Source organism: Thermaurantimonas aggregans, from assembly GCF_003851885.1.
In the GTDB taxonomy this organism is placed as follows: domain Bacteria; phylum Bacteroidota; class Bacteroidia; order Flavobacteriales; family Schleiferiaceae; genus Thermaurantimonas; species Thermaurantimonas aggregans.
Genome location: NZ_BHZE01000022.1, coordinates 17325 through 40105, shown reverse-complemented (window position 1 = coordinate 40105; position 22781 = coordinate 17325). Strand labels below are relative to the sequence as shown.

Here is a 22781-nt window from a genome sequence, read left to right as displayed (position 1 = left end):
TTTTATTCTTTTTGTTTCGATTTTTCTTTAACGTAAATTTCTATATTTTTCTGATCTAATGCTTGTTTCATAAGATTTTCTTCAAGCTGACGGAGTAATTCCAATTTTCTCGTATTCAAAATGGTATTTCTGATGTATTCAGATACGTATTCGAGCGGTGCAGGTGAGTCTTTTGAGCGTATCTGTTTTATATTGAGCAGGTAAAGAAATTTCTCGTCTTCGAATGTGAGTTGTTTTGGGCCTGAGGTTGACAAAAGAGCTTCGGAGGCAAAGGGAATAATTTTCATAATTTCAGAAAAATTATACCAATTTGTATCGCCTCTTGAATATGCTCTTGCATATTTCAATGCCGCCTCTTCTAGAGCTGCTGTCTCTTTTTTTGATTTAGCTTGAAAAAAATTCTTTTTAATTTCTAAAATTTTGGGTGTTGACAAAGGAAAGATGGCGTAATCACATACTACTATATTCTCCCGCAATTGGTAATTGTTCTTGTTGTTTAGATAATATTCTGAAATTTCTGCTGTTGATACATTTGTATCTAGATTTTGGGTGATGTATGCCTGCTCATACGCGTAGATTATTAAATCTCTTCTGTAGTCCTCAATTTGTTTCTCAAACTTTTTGATTTCATCCCCCAGGTTTAATAATGCCTTGTCGATGAGCACCTTGTTTCTTAGCCAATTTTGCGCCATTCGCTGGATGATTTCCAGACTATCGTTTTTATTCTCGGCATTGGCAAGTGATTCTGAAATGTCGCTTAGATACAAATATTGGTCCTTGTAACGAGCTATTGCCTTTTGATTGTTAGTTGACTCATCCTTACTTTCTGGTTTATTAAAATAGGAACAGGCTGTGATGGTTAAGAACATCACAGCCTGTAGAATTCGAATAATAATTTGGTGCCTTTTGTTATACATTAAAGTTCTTTGACGATAGAATCAAAAACCTCTTGATTAAGGGTTACATTGTATTTTTTTCTCAAAAATTCAAGCCACACTTTTTCTAAATGATTTTGGTAATCTGTTATAACTATTCCACGTGTTTCTTCAAAGGTTTTAGGGCCAGCTGGAAGATATTCTTGGACGATAACAAATACGGTACGGTCATCTTCTTTGTTAGCAAGTTTATTCAACCCTTTTTTACCCCAAACATTGTCAATAAGCTGATTAGTTCCTTTTTCGAAAAGTCCTCTTTCGAAGCTTATTTCAAGTGGATTTACTTTATTAAATCGTGCTGCAATTGTGTCCACAGAAATGTTGCGCTTTAGATCCCTTTCTACTTGTTTTGCTACAGCATCGGTAGTTACTTTCACAATGGTGGCACGCATGCGCTCTTTCCACTGATATTTCGATTGATTATTTTTAAAGAATTCATGTAACCCTAAGCTGTCTTTTATAGCTTTTCCCCATACCTCTTTTTCCATAATTTCAAACAGCAGAATTCCATCGCGATATTCATTTACCAGATATCTAAACTCCGGATATTTTTCTTCTAAACGGCTGTCTTCGTAAGAGAATATGTAGGTTTCAACAAATCGGTGAAAATTTTTCCAAACTTCTCTTTCAAGGGTCTCGCTTTTAGCATCTTGTGCCTGGTTTAAAAGCATGAAATCAATGAGGTCTGATTGCTTAAATGTTTTGCCCGCAAAAGTGAAAATTGGCTTTTTCATTTTGCGGTCGTAATTCTCAGGATTCCATTCGTTTTTCAAATAGGCGGGCTTAAGAAACTTGGCAATAGCATTTATGTTTTTGGGATATTCTTGGTAATTGTTTTCCCTTTTCAGCCGCTCGAGTACAGCTTCACGGCTTAGGTTACCTCTTCCATCGCGTTGGATTTTTACTTCTAATTCTTTTCTTGCCTCTTCGAAAGAGGGAATGGGGTACTTTTTAATTAACTGAACAATGTGAAATCCGTACTGCGTTCGGAAGGGCTCGGTATATGACGAAGGTACGTTGAGGCTGAAGGCTTTGTCTTCAAACTCTTTTACCATAACATTGATACCAAAGGGGGGCAATTTTCCTCCGTTTCTGCCTGAAGCTTTGTCGTCGGAATATTGACGAGCCAGCGCTTCAAAAGACTCAAAACTCTTGATTCGCTCGAAAATTTCATAGATTTTCTTCTCGGCCTCGGCTACTTTGGCAGAGTCAGCATTTTGTGGCACACTGATCATAATGTGAGCGACTTCTACTTGACCTCGGGCCGGGCGTTCCTCGTATTTTTTTACGAGGTGGTAGCCAAACTGCGTGCGAATGGGCATAGATATTTGACCAATGGGGGTGTTGTAGGCAGCTGATTCGAAGGGATAGACCATGTTAAACACGGTAAAAAAACCCAAATCGCCCCCTTGGCGTGCGCTGTAGGTGTCTTTAGAATACTTTTGAGCAGCTTCTTCAAAAGAGATTTTACCTGCTAATATATCCTGGCGAAGCTTCATGATTTCGTTGTACACCTTCAGTGTATCAGAAGGTCCGGCGTTTTGGGGGAGTTCGAGCATGATGTGACCAGCTCGCACGTCCTTTTGCATTCGTTGATAGGCCTCTTGTACCAGAGCTTCGTTTACGGTATTATCTACAAAGTACGGCTTGGCCAGAGAAGCTCTGTAGCTGTTGAACTCGTTTCGGTAGTTTTCTGAGGTATCAAGCCCTTGAGCGCGTGCTTCTTTTACTTTGAGTTTGAAGTCGATGTACATCCTGAGGTATTCCTCAGGGCTCTTTGGGTCGAGTTGCTGACCTATATCCCTGTTTTTGCGATAGATGGCTAAAAATTCATCCGCATAAACCGGCTTATTGTCTATTGTAAAGAGAACGTTTGAAGTATTTTTTTGTGAAAGTGCAGAAAATGTGAAACTTACAAACAAGAGTACTGTTGTAAGGTGCTTTTTTGTCATCTTTTTGCTTTTAAGTTTTAGTTTTGGCAAATATAGAACGATGGCTTTCTTATCGGCTGTAGTTGGGAGCTTCGCGGGTAATGATCACATTGTGCGGATGACTCTCTGTGACGCCGGCTTGAGTAATTCGCACAAAGCGGGCGGTTTTTTTCAGAGTGTCGATGTTTTTGGCTCCACAATAGCCCATTCCTGCACGCAGGCCGCCTATAAATTGATAGACTACTTCTGAAACTTCTCCCTTGTAGGGTACTTGACCGACGATGCCTTCAGGTACTAATTTTTTTACGTCGTCTTCTACGTCTTGAAAGTAGCGGTCTTTAGAGCCGGATTGCATGGCTTCGATGGATCCCATGCCCCGGTAGGTTTTATACTTTCTGCCTTCGTAAATGATGGTTTCGCCAGGGGCCTCTTTGGTACCGGCCAGCATGGAGCCAAGCATCACAGAATCAGCCCCTGCTGCCAGAGCTTTTACTATATCGCCTGTATATCGGATGCCACCGTCGGCTATTACGGGCACATCTGTATCAGCAATGCTTTCAGCCACGTACATCACAGCGCTTAGCTGTGGAAATCCCACACCTGCCACGACGCGTGTAGTACAGATTGAACCTGGACCAATGCCCACTTTCACTGCATCAGCGCCTGCATTTACCAAATAGCGGGCCGCTTCAGGGGTTGCAATGTTGCCGACTACCACATCCAGTTCAGGATATTTTGATTTAACTTTTTTCAACGCTTCAACTACGCCTTTCGAATGTCCATGGGCTGTATCGATCACGATGGCATCGACAAAAGAGGCAACTAGCGCGTCTACGCGCTCGAGTATATCGGGAGTAACACCTACAGCTGCGGCTACGCGCAGACGGCCGAGCTTGTCTTTACAAGAGTTGGGTTTAACCTTCAGTTTGTTTACATCGCGGTAGGTGATGAGTCCTACCAACACTCCCTCCTGATTTACAATCGGAAGTTTTTCGATTTTATGGTATTGCAAGATTGATTCGGCTTCTTGCAGGCTAGTGTTTTCGCCGGCGGTTACAAGCCTATCGCGGGTCATCACTTCGCCTACCGTCTTCGAATCGTCGTTTTCAAAGCGAAGATCCCTGTTGGTTAAAATACCAATCAAGTGCTTGTTTTCATCTACGATGGGTATGCCGCCAATTTTGTACTCGCTCATGATTTTTTTAGCCTCGAGCACAGTAGCATCAGGGCGCAGCGTAACCGGATCTACGATCATACCACTCTCGGCTCGCTTCACTTTGCGCACTTCGATGGCTTGCTGCTCTATGGTCATGTTTTTATGCAGCACACCTATACCACCTTCTTGTGCAATTGCAATGGCCATTGATGATTCGGTCACAGTGTCCATAGCGGCACTGATGATCGGTATTTTTAGCTCTATGTTTCGTGTGAATCGCGTTGTGATGTCAACTTCTCTAGGAAGTACTTCTGAATAGGCTGGTACGAGGAGAACGTCGTCGTATGTATAGCCCTCGTACAAGATTTTACCTAAGTCCATAAACTGCAACTGATAAAGTTGCGCACAAATGTACTGTTTTTAAGGCGTTCTTATGGGCACTTGTCTTCGATTAACTTTGTTTTAAATCGTTTGAGACGATTGGTTTTTTAATCTCTTCTAATCAAGAAGTATTCAGGTAAATAACCTACGGATTGGAATGTCCCTTTGAAATATTAAATATGTGAAAATCAGTGTTAAAAAATCTTAATAAACAATTAAGATTGGCCTTCTTCTTTTATCTTATTGTTAATTAATTCAAGTATCTGCCTTTTTATGATGTACTTTGTGGAAAATTTTTTAATATGAAAAAAATTCTGCTTGCGTTCTCTTCACTGGTCACCCTCGGGCTAATAGCTCAGCAACCCACTCCCTTTAACCTAAGTACCGGTAGTTATACCTTCAATCAATGGGCTGCTTCAGCTCCAGTAGGTACCTTTCCAAACAACATGTTGTTCTACTTCAGTACCGATCCTACATCGGCCTCATACGACAGTACGGCTCCAGGAACTGGTGTGTGGAATTGTGCCTACAACCTGACATCTCGTAACCGCATCAATGGCGGTGGCGACAGTGGAATTTTCTTCCAGGCTACTAGCTCACCTCTTTGGGACAATTGCGCAAGTGGCACTGCTTCTAATACACGTTATGTAGGCAGTGCTGTGGCTGCTCTGAATGCTCTGGGCAGAGAAAACATCACCATTACCTTCAAAGCACAAACAGCCACACCTGGTGATGGAAACGGCAATGCCAGCAATCCACGCGTATTCAGATTGAGATTGCAGTATCGCCTCGATACTACTTCTAACTTCATCAATGTACCAGGCAATGCCTTTTATACCACTTCTACTGTAGCAGGCGACTCTGCCATCATCACGGCTACTTTGCCAGCAGCCTGCAACAATCAACCCCTCGTACAGGTGCGCTGGGTGTACTACCAATCAGCTGCAGGAGCAGGTGGTTCTCGTCCGCGCGTCAGATTAGATGACATTACCATCACCAGCACTCCGCAGGCCAGTTCAGGATTGCCTATCTATCCCATTTCAGCCCTCAAAGGTGTAAATGCCAACGGCGTGGCAGATTCACTGAATGTTGCTTGCCGCATCGAAGGCCTCGTTTCAGGTGGCAATTTGAGAACACCTTCACAAGGTGGGGTAGAATTCTGGTTGATAAGCCCAAATAACGATGCAGGTTTACTTGTACGCCAGATTAACTATAACTCCTATACGGTGACAGAAGGCGATTTTCTAAGAATTACTGGTGCTGTAAGTCAATTTAATGGACTGATACAGTTTTCAGTTGATACCATAATCGTATTGTCACAAAACAATCCTCTTCCCAATCCCGCCACGGTAACCAAACCAAACGAAGCTACCGAAGGTCGTTTGATTCGCATCGATAGCCTTCGTCTCGTAACAGGTACTACTTGGAACTCTTCGGGCTCCTTCAACGCCAGCGTGTACAATACCGTAAACGATACATTCATCTTGCGCATCAACGGAAATACTACTGCCTCAGGTACACCACAGCCCACAGGATTTTTCAATGTTATAGGCCACGGCAATCAGTTTGACAATTCCTCTCCCTTTACCGCAGGCTATCAAATTCAACCGCGAAGAGCATCTGATATTACCACCTCTACACCCCCGCCCCCTCCTCCCGCGGTTATTCCTACTTATAATATCGCACAGCTTCGGAGTGTCAACGCGCAAGGTGTACTCGATTCGCTGAACGTGTACTGCCGAATCGAAGGAATCGTTTCAGGTGGAAACCTCCTTAGTCCCACCCAGCAAGGTGCCCAGTTTTGGCTGGTAAACGACAGCAATACTGCAGGCTGCATGGTGCGTAGGGTCGGTCCGACTTTAGGTTCTTTTGTGCCCATTGAAGGTCAGCGGCTTCGTCTCGTCGGTAAGGTTACACAGTTCAGAGGCCTTTTCCAGTTTGAGCCCGACTCACTGACCATCCTATCTACAGGCAATTCACTCCCATCCCCGGCAATTGTCACTCAAGTGGGTGAAAACGAAGAAGGTAGAATCATTGAACTCCAAAACCTAACCCTCGTAGACCCTACCCAGTGGCAAACACCAAGTACTACAGGCCTTAACGTTTTGGTAACCAATGGTACCGACACCTTCCTCCTCCGCATTAACCAGTGGACTACTCTCAACAACGAACCTGCTCCAGTGGGCACCTTCCACCTAAGAGGTCATGGAAGCCAGTTTACAACTTCAACCAATCCACCCTTCGTAGGCGGCTATCAGATTCAGCCCCGCTACAAGGAAGACCTCATTCCGGTTATTAACATTCCACTGCCAAAACTCACCATCAGCGAAGTGATGTTTAACTCCATCAGTACCAACTCTGACCTTAACGCTGACTGGTTCGAAATCAAAAATTACGGCAGCACTCCAGTGTCTCTCGACGGATTCTCTTGGGACGACGACAAGCAGCGCGTAGGTGTCAACGTGTTCCCCAACGGTATCACCATTGCACCCAATGAAGCCATTGTAGTATGGGGAGGTTTGCAAGCAAATAGAAACGCATTTGCCCAAATGTGGAAAATGCCGGCTAATGCTGTGCAGATCCTCTGCCGCGATCAGTTTACAGGCAATGGTGGTTTCCCTGGCCTAGGCACAGCTGCTGATATGGTAGTGCTCTACGACAGCCTCGGCCGCGAAGTCAAAAAAGTAAGCTGGACCAACGGTACCCCCGGTTTCACTTTCAACTTCGATACAGCTGGCGTTAATACTGGTCTTTCCATTAACGGCGTAAACGGTGCTTACACTTCACTCGACGGCGATGTGGGCAGCCCAGGCAACTATCCAGTATCTGTAAAAGAGCTCACCCTCGAAATCGGCCGCATTTATCCTAACCCCGCCTCATCGCTCCTGAACATCGAATTTACTCAGCCCGCTCAGGTAGAGGTAATCAATCTTCAAGGACAGAAGATCACCACCTTATCTGTCAGCGAAAGAGCCTCCCTCAATGTTCAAAGTTGGCCTGCAGGAGTGTATGTCTTCAGAATTACCACAGCATCAGGCACATACACTACACGTGTAGTTAAAAAGTAACTTATACCAAATCTTTCAGAAGCCGTCTTCCCTTTGGGGGCGGCTTTTTTTATTTTTTTGGGCGTGCCCCTCACTTCCTTCGCTTCGCTCAGTCGTTCGGGTCGGGCTCTCCGCTCTTATTCGCTTTGCGAGTGGGCACGGCACTACAGCTTTTCACCACCAGCTCTACTCACTTCCGTCACCGCTTACCACACCGTGCTTTCTATAGCCCACTTCATCTGGGCTGCGTTGTCTGCCCAAAGGGGCAGCCAGCCTCACCCAGGTGCCGATTGCCCACTCGCTTCAGCTCATATCCGCTTCGATCCCTCACGCAGCTGCGGCCTCCAAACGCATCCGATCTCCATCAATCTCTCAAGCATCATCTCACATCATATCAATCAAAGCTCCTCAGCCACACATCTCTGAAAATCGCGAAAAACGCTAAGCTCTACAAAAAAATACATGCGCTTATCCCATTTGCCACTTTTTACAGAAGTACATATACTTTCCTTTGCATGGTAAAGCAGTCATGAGATTCAGTAGTGCAATTGTAATAACCCACTTAGCCACCTCTGCAATGCGGAGGCACACGTCAGCAGCGCTACTTTTGGTAATCACTTGGCTTACGGTTAAAGCTCAAGACCCCATTCTCTCGCAGTTTTACATCAATCGTCTTTATCTCAATCCCGCTTATGCCGGCGTAAATCGCGACCTTACCATCGGCGTGGTCAATCGTCAGCAATGGACCAATTTGCCCGGCCCACATAGCATCACACTTGCTACAGCTGACATTGGTTGCCCTACTACGGGCGTAGGCTTCGGTCTTAGGCTCTTCGACCACATTGTCGGAACGGCAGGTTATCATAAAACCGACTTTGCCACAGCAGTATCTGTAAATATCCCTGGTTTTTTTGGTCGCAACTGGCCCTTTCGACAAATGCGTAAAGCCAAATACCTCATAGGCGCCGGCCTTCAGTACGGCCTAGCCCAGAAGCGCATCGACTGGTCAAAGCTAGTCTTCTCTGATCAAATCGATCCCTTTCAAGGCATTGTATCGCCCAACACTGCGCTCAACATCGGAAACGACGTCTCTAATCTCACCCATGACCTCTCCGCGGGCATCCTCTTTCGTGGTGAAATCACACGCGAGGGTTCTTTTTTCTCACTAGGTTTCTCAGGTTTCCATCTGAATAGACCCCGTGAAACCAAGATAGGCCTCGACCATAGAATCCCTACTCGCTACACTGCCCACTTTTTTACTCATTTTTTGCTCAGTTCACCCTATCGCAATCGAAACCAACATTACCTCTCGTTCGGCTATGTGCGCCATTGGCAAAGCACACTTACCAGCAATGCCGTTCATGTAAGTACCAATTTCGGTGATCACGTGCTTGTGGGCTTAGGCTTACGCTCTGAGCTGTATCCACTCGTCGATCGACGTATCGAGTCCTTAATCTTCAATATTGGATATCAGTTTACAGGCTTTACCCTATCCTACAGCTACGACATTGTGCTCTCAGCGCTCGGCCCGCAGAATACCGCCGGAACACATGAATTTGGACTGGTTTATCGGTTTGAAAATGTGTACTTCTGTCGCGAGCGCAGCATCCGAAAAAGAGCACAAGCCCGTTGCTTGCTCATCGACCGACAAACAAGAGGGGCTTTTGATCTGTTTAATTTTTAAAAAAAGTTTGTTCTTTTTTCACGAAATTTCTGCTTTGTAGTTTTTTACTTTTGTCATGAGGCAATTTTAAATAAAGTAATAAAATGCTTACAGAATCAACCTTTTCATCAGCCGAAGCCATTGAACTCGAAAAAAAATATGGAGCTTACAACTATCATCCCATCCCGGTAGTGCTTGATAGAGGACAAGGTGTGTTTGTATGGGATGTGGAAGGTAAGCGCTACTTTGACTTTTTATCTGCTTATTCTGCTGTAAATCAAGGACATTGTCATCCAAAAATAATTGATGCGCTCATGGCACAAGCCCAAAAACTCACCCTTACCTCTCGTGCTTTTTACAACAGTGTTTTGGGCAGATATGAAAAATACATGTGCGAGCTCTTCGGTTATCAACGTGTGTTGCCGATGAACACTGGCGTCGAAGGTGGTGAAACGGCCATTAAACTCGCCCGAAAGTGGGCATATGAGATAAAAAAAATTCCAGAAAATCAAGCCGTAATTCTCTTTGCCGAAAACAATTTCTGGGGCAGAACCCTTGCAGCCATTAGCTCTTCGACCGATCCGGAGAGCTACACCAACTTTGGTCCATACATGCCTGGTTTTAAAATTATTCCTTACAACGATTTAGAAGCGCTTGAAAAGGAACTGAGCAGCAATCCAAACATCGCTGCTTTTATGGTTGAACCCATTCAAGGCGAGGCTGGGGTAGTGGTACCCGATGAAGGCTATCTGGCAGGCGTTCGCAAGTTATGCACGCATTACAAAGTGCTCTTTATAGCCGATGAAGTGCAAACCGGCATTGGCCGCACGGGTCGAATGCTTGCTACCGATTATGAAAGGGCTAGACCCGACATCTTAGTGCTAGGAAAAGCACTCTCTGGGGGTGTTATGCCTGTTTCTGCGATCCTGGCCGACGATGAGGTGATGCTCACCATACGCCCCGGACAGCATGGCAGCACTTTTGGGGGCAATCCCCTGGCATGTGCCGTCGCTATGGCAGCGCTCAATGTAGTAATCGAAGAAAACTTGCCAGAAAATGCCTATCGAATGGGCCTCATCTTTAGAGAAGAAATGCAAAAGATACAAAACCTCCGTCCTGATCTAATCTCAACTGTACGCGGTAAAGGCCTACTGAATGCAGTCGTTATAAACGATACCCCTCAGAGCAAAACAGCCTGGAATATCTGTTTGGCTCTAAAAGACCACGGACTACTTGCCAAACCTACCCACGGTAATATCATCCGCTTTGCTCCACCCCTTGTTATCACCGAAGAACAAATGAGAGAAGCCTGTGGTATTTTGAGTAAAGTTTTCACCGAATTTCAAAAATGATTCAACTCGAAACCGACAGAAAGCAGTGGATGGCTGCCAAGTTGAAGGCATCCATGTCTTTCGAAGACTACCTCAAGGAAGTGGAACAGCAGGTTAAAGCATCAAAAACTTCGGGATTAAATCAATCAGCCGAGTACGTCGAATACACCAAGATGGGCTACCAACGGATGACCCGATGGCTGAAAACGCTGAATCCTGAACAATTCGCCTTCGACTTTTCGGTTGATAAAAAAATCACTATGCTCACCCTCACCGAGAGCTGGTGTGGCGATGCCGCTCATGTTTCACCAGTACTCCATTACATCTCGTTACAAAATGGCCTGTCTCTTCGCTTTCTCTATCGAGATCAGCACCTTGACTTAATGGACGAATACCTTACAAATGGAGGCCGAAGCATTCCAAAGGTAATTTTTATCGACGAACAGCTCAACGAATTAGCCTCCTGGGGTCCGAGACCGGCACATGCACAGGAACTGTACATTCGCTTAAAAGCGACCGGCGATGTTCAAAAAATCATTCACGGCCTACAGATGTGGTACAATAAAGACAAAGGTGCCTGTACGAAATTGGAAATTGAAACCATTATCAGAAATCTTTTGAAAGCCTAGCGAGATATTGTTCAGGTTTTTCTAATTGTTTCAGATATTCAAAACCTTCTTTTTTCAACACTTTTTGCTTCATTATGCTAGCAACCATCGGTAGTGCTCTGATTAAGAGAAGCCTATGGGCTTTTCCTAAAAAAGGATTTTCAAAAATGCTGAGCCACAAGTTTTTGTAAAACTTTTTAAAGTCTCTCACATACAAAAAATGGATGCGTGCTAAGCTGTAGTGGTAGTTGGCCATGCGAATCTTATCAGAAGTTGTTTTTCTTTTTTGTCCGTAACCCGTAGTAACCGAATAGGGTACGATGCGGTATTTTACCAGTGCTACCGGTATGTTAGCAGCTTTGCCTTTTCGACACAACGCCTTCATTAGTTCATAGTCAGCCAAATATTGGTGCACTTCAGTGCGATAACCTCCTAATTCCACAGCAGCATTTCTACTATAAATCACTGAGCTGTGAGTAAAGAGATTTTTCTGCTCAATCAACTTAGAAATTGTTTGCCAGTCGGTCATTTTGGGTTCGATGTGAAGAAGATTTCCATCCTTGTCGATTATCTGAGCAAACGAACCTACAAGGATATACTCCGGATGCTTTTCAAGAAATTTGAGCTGAATTTCTAACTTCAATGGATGCCATACATCATCAGCATCAATGACAGCAATCCAGCGACCACGAGCTCTTTCAAGTAAGTAATTTTTAGCCTTTGCTACCCCGGAGTTTTGAATTTGAAATGCCCGAATTCGCTTATCAGAAAAGCCCTCGATAACTTCCCAAGAGCCGTCAGTCGAACCATCATCTACGATTAACAACTCAAAATTTTCATAGCTCTGCGCAAGTACACTTTCAATACATTCAGCTAGATACAGCTGAGCATTGTAAACGCTTAGAATTACAGATACTTCAGGATTCACGCTTTAGTCAAATATTGTTTGAAAGCTCGTAAAAGCCACCACCAAGAAAGTAACACATAAAGCATATCCATGATTGATCGGAAACCAGCTCCTCCGATGGCTCCAAAGTGTTTAATTGCGATGTAATTACCTGTAATCGATATAACCATCAATACCACTAGCACTTTAAAGTGCAAATCATCGCGCTTCAGATGTATAAAGGCTTGATAAACAATAAGATTTATAAAAACACCTGCAATCAATGAAGGAATAAAAAGATCAAATAGAGTATGCGCGTGCAAAAAATCTTTGCCAAAAAGTACCTTGAAGACAAATGGCGACATCAGATACAGTAAAACAGATACTAGTGAAGTAGAAAGCAGAATCCATTTTAAATACCGGAAAAATGTCTTTTTGTAAACTTCAAAACCTTCCATCATTTTCTTTGACAGATGGGGTAGAAGTGTCATTTGTACCGGATAAAACATCATGCTTTGTACTACCATGTACAGTTTGTGAGCTGCACTGAAATGGCCGAGTTGAGCAGTCCCCAGCAATGTTCCAGCCCAATACATCCCTGAAAGTGCATAAAATTTATTGGCCATACCTGCTGAGAAAATGTAAAATCCATTTTTAATGTTCCTAATGATCAGCTTGAAGCCCGGAAAATACACTCTAAGCTCGGGTATGAGTCGAAAGGCATACCAGAATGTGACCATGGAAACCAATAAATAGCCGACTGTAGTACTTACAGCTACCAGATAATAATCTGATTCTGCTTTGACGAAAAGGAAAAGAAGTATAGCAAAGATGAGCTTTAATCCCACATTTGCAAGAGCTACAACTCCCAATTTCTGAAGTCCCTGAAAAAACCAATTTTGACTCAAAACAAAAGAAAATGTGATGAAATAGTAGCCTAATAAGGGCCATGCGTATGCTCTAAAAATAGTATTTGTAGCCAGAAGAAGCCCAAAGATTACAGTGCTAAGTGCCCATAAAATCATCTTGCTCCAGAAAACTGTGCTAAAAAGCCTGGAAACCAAAATGGGATTATGGCTGATTACTGCCATTCTACGCGTAGCGGTGATGTCAAAACTGTATTCGACCAGCTGAATGAAATACAATACTACGGAATACGAGAATTCGAGCCAGCCAAATTTTTCTACCCCTACCACTCGGCTGATATAAGGAATGGTAATAAGCGGAATCAAATAATTAGCCGCTTGAGATAGGGTGATATATGAAAAATTGCGAAATAATACGCCCGACATGGGGCCAAAGATACCATGTCGGGCGAGGGAGATTGAGGTTGTTTTAAAAAGCTCAGATCTTGATCAACTTCTGTCTGAGGGTATTGCTTTCAATGTCATGAACTTCAATAAAATATAATCCATTTTTGAGGCTCGAAATATTCAACACATTATCAAAAAATTCTTGAACTTCTATAACAATTTTACCTGAAGCATCTAACAGTCGAAGTGATTGTATTGGACGATTGTGTTGTAAGAAAATTTCAGAATTAGCGGGATTTGGAAAGATGCGCAAGGCTTTCAAGCCGTTTTCATCTAAGGAAAGTCCCGACACAATCCAAGCGTTTTTGTTGTAGGTAAATTGACAATTGCTTTTGTAAAGAATCACCGAGATCTGAATGCTACCTAAAGTATTGGGTATGCTGTAGTTAAAATTGTTCGTTACGGTTGTTTGGGTCAGTATTCCACTTGTGGCATGCGTAATCGTAATACGCATAGAATCAGCTGTGCCAATGGGTATTGCCAGATTTGTAGCAGGTACAAAAGTGTCTTGAACTGAGGTCAAAGGATTCGGCAAAGGCAAGATTTGATTGACCACGATAGAGTCGGTAATCGTACAACTGCCACTCGAGTAAGTCACGGTGTACACTCCCGGTTGAAAGACTGAGATATTTGGTTGATTGGAATAAGGATTTCCATTTAATAACCATTGAACAGCTATACCTGCTGATGGAGATAGATTCACTTGAATGGTATCGTTGCCACACAGGGTAAAGGATGCCCCATTTGTACCTGGTGATGAGGTTAAAAAATTGTATTTAAAGTATTTTGAATTGTTTGAAAGGGATGAGTCAGTAGAAATAATTGATACAAAGAGACTGTCGCCATTTGAAATGTTTATTGGTGCATTAACGAGCGAAAATATATAATGTGATTCTGGGGCCACTGTTTCATACACCGTGCGATGAATAACTCCAGTAGGCGTTTGCAATCGCGATAAAATCGGGTAGTGGTCCACTTTAGTGCTGTTAAAAATTACGCCTTCTGGACTATCTGTAGTAATTGGCAGGCATGTTGAATCATAGTTGATAGATTCAAGACGCACATCGTAAGGGGCATTGATTACTCGTATGTCATCAATCAGCCAGAGTCCATTCACAGCATTTACACCTGAAATGATAAATCGCAATTGAATTCCAGTTTGATTGGGCAGCGGAAGTCTGGCGCTACGCCTGGCTGTGTTTTTTAGTTTTGGTGAAGCTGCTAATGAAACAAATGCATTTCCGTCCATCGGACCATTCGATTGATAAATCGTATTCCATTGGCCGTTTGAAAAAGCTTGGATGTACATGGTCATTGTGCCAGAAAGAGGGGGCTGTACATATTCATTCCATTGCACAAGTGGAAAAATGGCTCCTACTGTGCTTAATGAAGGCGTTGTAAGTATGGCACTATCAGCTCCCGATCCGAAAAAGCCGCTTTGATATGCGGCAAATGGTGGGATAAACTGGCTTGCTACACTTTGGCTAACTGGGAAAGGATTGTCGAATCGCCATACCCTATTTGTAAAAGGCGAAGAGTTAGACCAACCGACTGGTGGTTGAACGCTATCCGTAAATGCACAAAAATTTTCTTGAAAGAGCGTGGGATAATCACCATCATAAGGAATAGTATACACCAAACCCTGGTTACCAGCAATGTAAATCCGATCGCGATATTGATGCACTACCCGCATGGCTTGCGAAGTGTTGAGGTTTATTGCTGTTCCATTTCCGGCTGAATCTGCCTGCAGTGCCGCACCACCGTTTCCTACCATTAAGTAGCGCCAGGGTTTTAAAACCTTGCCGCCATTGTAAAATGTGGTTTGATTTACGTTAATAGTGGTCCAACTTATGCCGCCGTCTGTGGTCTTATAAACGGCACCGTTTTGTCCGCAAATCATGCCATTTAAATTGTCAAAAAAGTCAACGGAAGAGAGCGTGCCAGCAAATGGGCCGGTTACGGCGGTCCAGGTGAGCCCCTTGTCAGTCGAGCGATATACTATGCCCTGAACTCCACATAGCACATACGTATTGTCAGTCACTTTAGCAATGCTAAAAGGTGCTGCCGGTAGATTATTCACTACGGTTGTCCAGGTAAGTCCATAGTTATTAGACCGAATGACCACATTGCCACTGGTGGCACCGCCACCCACTACGATTACGACCGAATCGTCGGCAACAACGTCAAGTAAGCCTGCCGTAGTGCCTGATGTAATGGAGGTCCAGGTATTTCCGTGGTTGGTGCTTCGCAGCATTGTACCACTAACTCCAACGATGATCCCTATACTATCTCCTGTAAATGCGATGGCACGCAGTCCAGAGGTAGTTGGCGAAGTTACCGAGTTCCATTGCGGAGTACAACCCGCATTTCGCTTGATAATGGTCCCGTTGTTCCCAACCATAAAGAGCTCCCCAAAGCTATTTTCTGCAGCTCCCCATAGTCCTTGTGTTGTTGGAGTTGGTTCATTCTGAACTTGTGCTCTGAGTAGTCCTGTGAAAATCAGCAAAAGAGGTAATAGAATCTTTCTCATTTTTATTTAGATTAATTCTAAACAAAGGAAGGTTTTCTTTGTATTTTTAAGGTTAAGCAAATATTAAAAGGGTTTCTTTCTTAATTTATGAGATTTGGAAAATATTTGATATTACACCTTCAGCAGTTCTTCTACTTGGCAGGTTTGGGAGTTGAAGTTGATGCCGATTTTGTGGAAGTGTTTGCCGGAGTTTTTCCAGCGGTCGAGGTAGCCATTTTGTTCAATTTGTCGGAGGACTTCTTCGGCTGAGCCATCGAGCCTAAACTCCTGGCAATACACGCTATCGCCCAGCACTACGATGCTATCGGCTTTGCCTCGACTGGTGTGTACTTCGCTGAAGATGTGCATGCCGGCAAGGGTAAAGATCAAATACACCAGAGCATGAAAAAACTTCTCATTGTTCTTTATCCACAGGTCGTAAGGAATATCGGCAAATACTTGATTTATGGCATCTTTTAGGACTTCTTCTCTTTTGTGTTTCAAAGCTTCGAGCAGTTTGCTCAGTACGGACGTGGCTGATCCTGGTTTACGACCGTAGGTGAAGGCATCGGCTAGCATCTCCACATAGGCTTGTTTTATTTCTAAGTTGGGGAAAGTCAGAATGTTATGGTCTAGTACAGGTTTTTAATAGATGAAACAGTTTAGAATAGTGATGAAGACCAGCTTCAGGTTGGGGTCGGCATTTTTCAACACGGAGTAGAAGCTCTTGAGCACACTGCGGTTTTGGCGTGCACAGGGTAGGCTATCCTTGTCGAGGTAATCGATCAAGGGTTTGTCGTACTCATCGATGAGGACGACCACCTTTTGGCCACTGGCAGTGTGGAGCACTTTTATCAATTCGCCGAACTTTACCGATAGGCTCTGACCAGCAAGTGAGTGACCGTAACTATAGGCGATGCGGTCGAGTTCGTCGTTGAGGGCCGTAGAAAGCGAAATCTCGCGATAGCTAATGCTGGCAAAGGGTATTTTGATGACCGGGATACTCCTGAAAGTCCGATTTGTCGTAGATGAAGAGGCCTTCGAAGAGGTCTCTTCTGCCCCTGAAGAGGTACTCCATGGCACTGACCAGCAACGACTAGCCAAACCTGCACGGACGGGAGAGGAAGTTGTACCCTCCTCAGCTAGCAAGCTGATGAAGAAATTCCGTTTAATCCATATAAACGAAACCTTGCTCCCGGATTTTGGCAAAGTCTTGATGACCGATAGGATAACGGGCGGGGTTCATTTCAGGCGGGTTTTTGGCATAGGTAGATTTATTGATTGCTTAAAGATGTCCCTTACCAAAGTCGTAGTATAAAATTCGTTTAAGAATTTGATTCAAATACATGAATCTTGTTTTGCGAACGATATTTTATGCATGCATAATATTTTTTTGTCTATTTTTGACCAAGACTTAATTGATACTTTTCACAGCATATGAATACTCCAAAAAACCGTTGGATTCGCAAAGTTGCCGTACTTGGTTCAGGTATAATGGGTTCGCGCATTGCCTTGCACCTCGCTAATGCTGGCATTCCATCGCTGTTGCTCGATATAGTACCGAAAGAGCTCACGCCCGACGAAGAGAAAAAAGGATTGACTCTACAAAGCCCAGAAGTTAGAAATCGAATTGTAAATCAAGCGTTAGCCATAGCAGTTAAAAGCAATCCTTCACCAGTGTATTCTCAGCGCTACGTATCAAGAATCACTACGGGCAATTTTGAAGACGATTTTCCAAAAATCAAGGAGTGCGATTGGATTATTGAGGCTGTTGTAGAAAGACTTGACATAAAAAAGAGCATATTTGACCAAGTAGAAAAATACCGTAAACCCGGAAGCATCGTAAGTTCCAATACATCGGGCATTCCCATTCATCTGATGGCCGAAGGAAGAAGTGACGATTTTAAGCGAAATTTTCTCGGAACACATTTTTTCAATCCTCCGCGCTATTTACCTCTTTTAGAAATCATTCCAACTCCTTACACTGACCCTACTATTACAGATTTTTTCCTTTACTGGGGCGATCGTTTTTTAGGTAAAACCACAGTATTGTGCAAGGATACACCTGCTTTTATAGCCAATAGAGTGGGAGTGTTTGGAATTATGGCTATTTTCCATGCCATTCGCGATATGGGCTTAACTGTTGAAGAGGTTGACAAACTTACCGGTCCTGTACTTGGTCGTCCGAAATCAGCTACTTTCCGCACGGCTGATGTAGTGGGCCTCGATACCCTTGTGCATGTTGCCAATGGACTTTATCAGGCTCTGCCTCACGACGAACAGCGCGAGCTCTTCCGCTTGCCCGACTTCATTCAGAAAATGATGGAAAACAACTGGTTAGGCGATAAAACTGGTCAAGGCTTTTATAAAAAAGTAAAGAATGCCGATGGTTCTTCAACAATTCTAAGCCTCGATCTCAATACTTTAGAATACCGCCAACAGAAAAAAGCAAAATTTCCGACGCTGGAGCAAACTAAGACGATTGATAACCTCTCTGATCGCTACAAGGTGCTCATAGCCGGTCAAGACAAAGCTGGTGAGTTTTACCGCAAGTCGTTTGCAGCCTTGTTTTCATATGTAGCTCATCGAATTCCTGAAATATCTGACGAACTTTATCGCATAGATGCTGCCATGCGCGCAGGATTTGGCTGGGAGCATGGACCGTTTGAGATTTGGGATGCCCTTGGCATACGAAAGGGTATTGAGCTCACTGAATCGCAAGGTTACAAAGTGCCTCAGTGGGTAAAAGATCTATCGGAAAAAGGCATTGACAAGTTTTACCAAACCTCAGATGGAACACAGCAGTACTTTGACATACCATCTGCTTCTTTCAAGGTCAGACCTGATCTCTCAGGAATCATCATACTCGACCATCGTCGCCATACATCCACTGTGTGGAGCAATTCCGAATGCTCAGTGATCGACCTCGGCGATGGAATTTTGAACATAGAGTTTCGCTCGAAAATGAATACCCTGGGCTCAGGGGTCTTATCTGGAATTAACAAAGGAATTGAATTGGCTGAGCGCGACTTTAGAGGAGTAGTTATCTCTAACCAAGGTGCAAATTTTTCAGTAGGGGCAAACTTGATGATGGTGTACATGATGGCCATAGAGCAAGAATACGATGAGCTGAATTTTGCCATTAAGTACTTCCAGGATACGGTAATGCGCGTGCGCTATAGTCATGTGCCAGTAGTGGTGGCACCACATGGTATGACGCTCGGCGGAGGCTGTGAACTGGTATTGCATGCCGATGCTGTACAGGCTGCAGCTGAAACCTACATGGGTCTCGTTGAATTCGGAGTTGGGGTTATTCCGGGTGGTGGTGGTACCAAGGAGCTTACTCGAAGAAGTGCCTTGAGATATGTAAAAGACGACATCGAATTGAATGTACTACGCGAATATTTCTACAAGATCGCCACCGCTAAAGTTGCCACTTCAGCTACTGAGGCTTTTGAATTTGGCTTTTTGGTAGAGGGCCGCGATCGAATTTCATTAAACAAAAACAGACTGATTTCTGACGCGAAAAATTTAGCCATCTCATTGGCAGAGAGTGGATATGTGATGCCTACACGCGATAAGTTTAAGGTGTTAGGACGCACAGCTTTGGGAATGTTTGCCGTAGGAATACATCAGATGGTAGAGGGTGGCTATGCCACAGAATACGAAGCGCATATGGCGAATAAACTCGCCTGGGTAATGGCTGGAGGCGACCTCTCTGAACCTGCTCAAGTAAGTGAACAATATCTGCTGGACCTCGAGCGCGAAGCCTTCCTTCACTTGTGTACACAGCGCAAGACCCTTGAGCGCATTCAGCACATGCTCACTACCGGAAAGCCGCTAAGAAATTGATATTTAACAAAATATCATATTTTAGGCCGCAGATTTACTGCGGCTTTTTTATTTGTGTTGACAAGCGTTTTTTAATCGATACACAATATTGTTTAAAGCGAAATTTGTCAAATAATTAGACGCCGAGTTGAATAAATTTCCATTAGATCTTTATCAGAAAATTAAATTCTTCCTGTCATATCACAGCACTTTTTTTATCATTCTAGGTGCTGTAGTAATCTTAGTGATTTTTAATCAATTAAACCAACAGGATCTACCAGGAACAACAACCTACATTGAGGTAAAACAGCTTCCTAAAATATACTTGGCCGATTCGTCTAAACTAAAAGTGGAGATTTTTCACCTAAATACGAAAAACAAAAAAAGTATTCCTCGCATTTTAGCTGTTAATTTTCATTCGTTTAATTTTCATACCCCTTCGAATCGCTGGTATTTGACTAAAAACGATTTTCAAGAATTGCTTCGCGAGCATACCATTGTGCGTATTGTACCTGATACTGTATGGTTTAGCCCGTGGTTTTCAACCGTTAAAAAATTGCCAGTGCGAATTAACTTCGAAGTACCTCAGCCTTTTGAATTGGTGAATGCGCGCATTTATCCGGAATACATTCCCCTTTTACATCGCGAAGCTAATGACTTGCAAGTTAAGGAAATACAGCTGGGAACTCTTAAACTCAGGAGGGATCGAAGACTTCAAGAAGTGGAAATAAAGCTAAAACCTCACTTGCCTGAGGGTACCGTTTCAAATGTGCAGATTATCAAAGTTTTAGCTGAAATCGGACAATGGAAACCTGAAAAAATAACTTTAAAGCGCCGAATCAATGGAACATTCTATGATTTTACATTATCGTTTGAAATTCCTGTTACCGATCAATTAGATCAATTGGACAAATGCATTCAGATTCGCCGAGTTGAAAACGTGGGATTTAAAGCAGAAATTCGCTCTAGCGTGAATTGCCAAAGAATTCGAAATCTGAAAATTGCATCGGTGCATGAAGTCAATTGAGCGACTTCCCTACTGTGTAGGCCTGACCGGCGGAATTGGCAGCGGAAAAACTACTGCTGCCAACTTATTTCGGCACCTGGGGGTACCCGTTTACATAGCCGATGATGAGGCTAAAAAACTCATAGATACAGATCCTAACATCCGCGAAAACATTCTTTTGCACTTTGGGTCGGAGTCATACACATCTCAAGGCCTCAACAGACCCTTTATGGCTCGAGAGGTTTTTTCAAATCCTGAAAAGCTGAAAGTACTGAATTCTCTCACACATCCGGCAGTAAAAGAGCATTTTAAAAATTGGATTACCGCTCAAAAAGCGCTCTTTGTCATCAAAGAAGCTGCAATACTCTTTGAAGCAGGTACGTACAACGATTGTGATTTTGTCATCAGCATTGTAGCACCTGAAAACATACGCATCGAACGCGTGCAAAAGCGCTCAGATTTAAGTGTAGAGGAAATAAAAAGTCGTATTGCACGCCAATGGGCTGACAAGCAACGCATTCAACTATCTGATTATGTGGTTTTGAACGATGGAAAACATTCACTGATAAAACAAATTTTACACATTTATGAAGATATTATCCGCCGAACAAATCCGGGAAGCAGACCAATATACCATTGAAAATGAACCTATTGCTTCTATTGATTTAATGGAAAGGGCTGTACATGAATGGGTAATGGAGTATGTACAATCACCATATTTCGATTACCACAAACCAGTGGTGATACTCTGTGGTCCAGGAAATAATGGTGGAGACGGACTTGGAATCGCTCGGTCGCTGAAAAATTTTCACAAGGTCGCGGTGTATCTGCTTCCTTCAGAAAAATATTCTGAAGATAACCTAATCAATCAACACAGAGCTCGAGAAAAAGGTATTGAAATTATACCCATTCAGAAACCGGAAGACATACGTGTAACTAGCGATACAATAATCGTTGATGCGCTGTATGGCAGCGGTTTGAGTCGCCCGCTTGAGGGATTAGCTGCAGATGTGGTGCGATTTATAAATCATTTGTCAAACAAAAAAATTTCCGTAGATATACCCTCAGGCATGTTTGCTGACGATAATGATCACAACAATATAGAAACGATCGTAGCGGCCGATTTAACCATTACCTTTCAATTCCCAAAACTGTCCTTTTTGATGATGCCCACAGGGCCTCTCGCAGGAGAGCTGAGAATTGCAGATATTAAACTCCATCACGAATTTTTAAGAAGTGTTCAGACAAATCACTATCTACTTGAAAAAAAAGAAGTAGCTAAGGTTTACCAACCCCGAAATACATGGATACATAAGGGGCAAGCCGGTAGAGCACTATTGGTCGGGGGCATTGGCCATACTTCTGGTGCTGCAATTCTATCGGCCACAGCTGCACTAAGGGCAGGAGTAGGGTTGCTCTACGTGGCCTGCGGTTCGCGGGCCACACAGGCATTGCCCTTTGCACGGCCTGAGGCCATTTCTTTTGATTTAAATGAAGTAAATATCAACGACTTAATATCCGCTGTAGAGCCCGATGCTATAGCCATAGGCCCGGGATTAGGTACCAGTTCAGCGGCTGCTGAGTTGCTCGATCAGATGCTGGAATTCGAAATTCCTACTGTACTCGATGCTGATGCACTCAATTTAATCGCCCAACACCACTGGCAAAAACGGCTTGGAAAACAACATCTCATTACACCACATCCAGGTGAAGCCGCTCGATTGTTTGGAAATAGCAAACAGATGGAGTTTCATCGAACCTTGAGGGCTTTTGTGCAATCATCGGGCTGTACAGTTGTTTACAAAGGAAAGTATTCGCGCATATATACTCCTGAAGGTAACGTGTACTTTAACCCCACCGGAAACGCTGGAATGGCTACTGCGGGTTCGGGTGATGTACTCACCGGAATTTTATTGGCGCTCATAGCCGGTGGATATTCATTAGAAAAGGCTGCTAAGCTTGGTGTGTACCTTCATGGGCTATCAGGCGATATAGCGCTAAAGTCGAGAGGTAGTGAAGAGGCTGTGCTCGCCAGTGATCTGTGCGAAAAGCTTGGAAATGCTTTCGAAGAGTTGAAAAAAGATGTTGAATAGTTGCAGTTACATTAACTACTTACATTTTTTCTAGAGATCTATCGCTCCTGGCAAATGCAAGTAACAGGTCCTTTAAATCCTCATAGAAAAA

General features: G+C 43.5%; 17 protein-coding genes. 9 read left to right on the top strand and 8 right to left on the bottom strand.

Annotated features, from left to right (window positions below):
* Positions 1-2: 2 nt before the first annotated feature.
* The 3 genes from EIP89_RS09570 to guaB are packed head-to-tail and all read right to left on the bottom strand — an operon-like array spanning position 3 to position 4403.
* The gene (locus tag EIP89_RS09570; protein ID WP_124398459.1) at positions 3-917 is read right to left on the bottom strand and encodes a hypothetical protein; all 915 of its coding nucleotides are present in this window, start codon (positions 915-917) and stop codon (positions 3-5) included.
* A complete protein-coding gene (locus EIP89_RS09565) occupies positions 917-2887 on the bottom strand; it encodes a peptidylprolyl isomerase (protein WP_124398458.1) in 1971 nt (656 codons plus the stop codon). Before EIP89_RS09565 ends, EIP89_RS09570 begins: the two co-directional genes overlap by 1 nt.
* A gap of 49 nt (positions 2888-2936) precedes the next feature.
* Positions 2937-4403, bottom strand: a complete 1467-nt coding sequence (gene guaB / locus EIP89_RS09560) for an IMP dehydrogenase (protein ID WP_124398457.1) — start codon at positions 4401-4403, stop codon at positions 2937-2939.
* A 302-nt stretch (positions 4404-4705) separates the two neighbouring features.
* Between guaB and EIP89_RS09555 the strand changes: the two genes are divergently transcribed.
* From EIP89_RS09555 to EIP89_RS09535, 5 genes are all read left to right on the top strand, one after another.
* A complete protein-coding gene (locus EIP89_RS09555; RefSeq protein ID WP_124398456.1) occupies positions 4706-7471 on the top strand; it encodes a T9SS type A sorting domain-containing protein in 2766 nt (921 codons plus the stop codon).
* Positions 7472-7528: 57 nt separating this feature from the next.
* Positions 7529-7876 carry a hypothetical protein gene (locus tag EIP89_RS09550; protein ID WP_124398455.1) on the top strand — a complete coding sequence of 116 codons (348 nt, stop codon included), beginning with the start codon at positions 7529-7531 and terminating at the stop codon, positions 7874-7876.
* Positions 7877-7979: 103 nt separating this feature from the next.
* Positions 7980-9134, top strand: a complete 1155-nt coding sequence (locus tag EIP89_RS09545) for a PorP/SprF family type IX secretion system membrane protein (RefSeq protein WP_124398454.1) — start codon at positions 7980-7982, stop codon at positions 9132-9134.
* Between the two features lie 83 nt (positions 9135-9217).
* Entirely contained in the window at positions 9218-10465 is a 1248-nt protein-coding gene (gene rocD, locus EIP89_RS09540) for an ornithine--oxo-acid transaminase (protein WP_124398453.1), read from the top strand.
* The gene (locus EIP89_RS09535; protein WP_124398452.1) at positions 10462-11073 is read left to right on the top strand and encodes a thioredoxin family protein; all 612 of its coding nucleotides are present in this window, start codon (positions 10462-10464) and stop codon (positions 11071-11073) included. The genes rocD and EIP89_RS09535 overlap by 4 nt, the downstream gene beginning before the upstream one ends.
* Here EIP89_RS09535 and EIP89_RS09530 read toward each other — a convergent pair.
* From EIP89_RS09530 to EIP89_RS09510, 5 genes are all read right to left on the bottom strand, one after another.
* Positions 11051-11980: a glycosyltransferase family 2 protein gene (locus EIP89_RS09530; RefSeq protein WP_124398451.1), complete on the bottom strand. Its 930-nt coding sequence runs from the start codon at positions 11978-11980 to the stop codon at positions 11051-11053. The two genes, EIP89_RS09535 and EIP89_RS09530, sit on opposite strands and share 23 nt — an antisense overlap.
* On the bottom strand, positions 11977-13230 hold the full coding sequence (locus EIP89_RS09525; protein ID WP_124398450.1) for an oligosaccharide flippase family protein: 1254 nt from the start codon (positions 13228-13230) through the stop codon (positions 11977-11979). The genes EIP89_RS09530 and EIP89_RS09525 overlap by 4 nt, the downstream gene beginning before the upstream one ends.
* A 52-nt stretch (positions 13231-13282) precedes the next feature.
* Entirely contained in the window at positions 13283-15781 is a 2499-nt protein-coding gene (locus EIP89_RS09520; RefSeq protein WP_124398449.1) for a YCF48-related protein, read from the bottom strand.
* Positions 15782-15892: 111 nt separating this feature from the next.
* Positions 15893-16339: a PD-(D/E)XK nuclease domain-containing protein gene (locus tag EIP89_RS09515; RefSeq protein ID WP_245966137.1), complete on the bottom strand. Its 447-nt coding sequence runs from the start codon at positions 16337-16339 to the stop codon at positions 15893-15895.
* Positions 16340-16405: 66 nt separating this feature from the next.
* Positions 16406-16909, bottom strand: coding sequence for an AAA family ATPase (locus tag EIP89_RS09510; protein ID WP_160160580.1), 504 nt, complete (start codon positions 16907-16909; stop codon positions 16406-16408).
* A 288-nt stretch (positions 16910-17197) separates the two neighbouring features.
* Here EIP89_RS09510 and EIP89_RS09505 point away from each other — a divergent pair, with 288 nt between their 5' ends.
* The 4 genes from EIP89_RS09505 to EIP89_RS09490 all read left to right on the top strand — a co-directional run bounded on the left by EIP89_RS09505 (position 17198) and on the right by EIP89_RS09490 (position 22690).
* Positions 17198-19612, top strand: a complete 2415-nt coding sequence (locus EIP89_RS09505; RefSeq protein ID WP_124398446.1) for a 3-hydroxyacyl-CoA dehydrogenase/enoyl-CoA hydratase family protein — start codon at positions 17198-17200, stop codon at positions 19610-19612.
* Between the two features lie 127 nt (positions 19613-19739).
* Positions 19740-20618, top strand: a complete 879-nt coding sequence (locus EIP89_RS09500) for a hypothetical protein (protein WP_124398445.1) — start codon at positions 19740-19742, stop codon at positions 20616-20618.
* Entirely contained in the window at positions 20605-21237 is a 633-nt protein-coding gene (coaE, locus tag EIP89_RS09495) for a dephospho-CoA kinase (RefSeq protein WP_124398444.1), read from the top strand. Before EIP89_RS09500 ends, coaE begins: the two co-directional genes overlap by 14 nt.
* Positions 21185-22690, top strand: a complete 1506-nt coding sequence (locus EIP89_RS09490; protein ID WP_124398443.1) for an NAD(P)H-hydrate dehydratase — start codon at positions 21185-21187, stop codon at positions 22688-22690. The genes coaE and EIP89_RS09490 overlap by 53 nt, the downstream gene beginning before the upstream one ends.
* Positions 22691-22781: the final 91 nt, after the last annotated feature.